This window comes from Leptolyngbya sp. FACHB-36, assembly GCF_014695955.1.
Taxonomy (GTDB): Bacteria; Cyanobacteriota; Cyanobacteriia; order Leptolyngbyales; family Leptolyngbyaceae; genus FACHB-36.
Genome location: NZ_JACJPG010000534.1, coordinates 1 through 1,819 on the forward strand (window position 1 = coordinate 1; position 1,819 = coordinate 1,819).

Annotated in this window: 3 protein-coding genes; all 3 read left to right on the top strand. The window is 52.7% G+C overall.

Going from position 1 to position 1,819, the window contains the following annotated elements; translation table 11 throughout:
• The coding region (locus tag H6F43_RS15380) for a carboxymuconolactone decarboxylase family protein (protein WP_190343607.1) at window positions 1-234 on the top strand (234 nt) is incomplete at its 5' end.
• Entirely contained in the window at window positions 218-1,012 is a 795-nt protein-coding gene (locus H6F43_RS15385) for a cyclase family protein (protein WP_190343608.1), read from the top strand. The genes H6F43_RS15380 and H6F43_RS15385, both read left to right, overlap by 17 nt.
• A 105-nt stretch (window positions 1,013-1,117) precedes the next feature.
• Complete coding sequence (locus H6F43_RS15390) at window positions 1,118-1,612, top strand: SRPBCC family protein (RefSeq protein ID WP_190343609.1); 495 nt, start codon at window positions 1,118-1,120, stop codon at window positions 1,610-1,612.
• The last annotated feature ends 207 nt before the right edge of the window (window positions 1,613-1,819 follow it).

Sequence of the window (1,819 nt, forward strand, 5' to 3'; positions counted from 1 at the left end):
TTGGGCATTTTTGCGGCGGCTCGCGGACTGCGCGGAATTGATACGCACGTCGAGCGGGCAATGAACGAAGGCGCAACCAAAGAAGAAATTATTGCGTCGATTCTGCTGGCGCTGCCGATCGTTGGCATCACCGACACCAATCTGGCGCTGGATCAGGCGGTTGACGCGATCGAAACGATTCAAACTCGCCTAGCGACTTCCCGTAAGGAGGTTGCCAGTGCAGCGCTTGGTTGATCTCAGCGTTCTGGTCGAAAACTCCCCATCGGAGCCGCTCAAGATGCAGACGGAGCGCTTAGATCACATTCAGGGCGCGAAGCAGTTTTGCCACGAAGTGGAAACTCGCAACTCAGCCAAGCAGCCCACCGATCCGCGCCGTCTCTATCCCGACGATTTCCCTGATGCGGCATTCATCACGCTTGACACCGTGACGCTGCCAACGCACATGGGCACGCACATCGACGCACCCATTCACTACGGTCCTGAATGCGAAGGCAAGCCTGCTCGATCGGTCGATGAACTGCCGCTAGAGTGGTTCTTTGCGCCCGGAGTACGACTGGATCTGCGACACAAAGCCGCCGGCGCGTTCATCACAGTTGAAGACATTCAAGTGGCGCTAGACGCGACAGGTCACAAGCTGCAACCCCTTGACATTGTGCTGATCTGGACCGGAACCGACAAGCTGTGGGGCAAGCGCGAGTATTTCTCCCACGCTCCCGGTATGAGCCGCGAAGCGACTGAGTGGCTGACGCAGCAGGGCATCAAAGTCATTGGCATCGACACATATGGCTTCGATCGTCCCTTCGTCACCATGCTGGAAGACTTCTGGCGCACGGGCGATCGGGGCTGTCTCTGGCCTGCTCACTTCTACGGGCGGGAATGTGAGTACATCCAGATTGAGCGGTTAGCCAATCTCGATCAGCTTCCAGACACCGGCTTCCAGGTTTCCTGCTTTCCACTAAAAGTCAAAGGGCTGGATGCCAGTTGGGTCCGCGCCGTTGCAATGGTGGACTGAAGCAAATTTTGAATGCTGAATTATGACTGTTGAATTACGAGCCTTGAATTCAAAATTCAACAGTCACAATTCAAAATTTCCCCCTCTCACTTAGGAGAAAATCTTATGCCTGGTTACACCGAGAACTCAGTTGTAATTCTGCGCGATTTCGATACGGTGTTTGATTTAACGAACGCGATCGAGCTTTGGACAGAGCTATTTACTGAATACCAAAAAGCGGAAGTGTTAGAGCGCAACGGCAATGAAGTGGTGTTTAGCCTGACGACGTATCCGGAGGGCGAGCGTCCCTCGCGCACGTGGGTTTCGCGTCGCATCATCGACAAACCAGGACGGCAGGCAACGGCTGAACGGATCGAAAAAGCCTTCCCGTTCAAAGACATGAAAATCCATTGGACCTACGAAGAATTGCCCCAAGGCGTCGGTGTGGTCATGACCTGGATGCAAACCTTTGAGGTGCATGATGCGTGCAAGTGGACGAATGAGCAAATGGAATCTTTTTTGAACGGCAACACTCGCACCCAAATGCAAGCGATCAGAAAGCGCGTTGAGGCGTGGTCAGCACCGATTCCACAGCTCTTAGCCACCGCTTGCGCTGTCTAAATTCAGAATTTGTAATTCAAAATTTTGGATTACAAATTCTGAATTACAAACTTGTCTAAATCCCTGAAGGAGTAACCCCATGTACCAGTTAGCTACCGATCTTGTCGCGTATCATGAACTCTTTTTGCCGGGTCAAAAAGATGCGCTTCTTGTGTTGCAGAACCTTCTGTCTGCCCAGGTTGTCACCGACTACGTCATGTACCAGGA

Bases quoted from the DNA above. Each gene is read 5' to 3' on its own strand.
- H6F43_RS15390 (WP_190343609.1), top strand. From the start codon at position 1,118: ATGCCTGGTTACACCGAGAACTCAGTTGTAATTCTGCGCGATTTCGAT.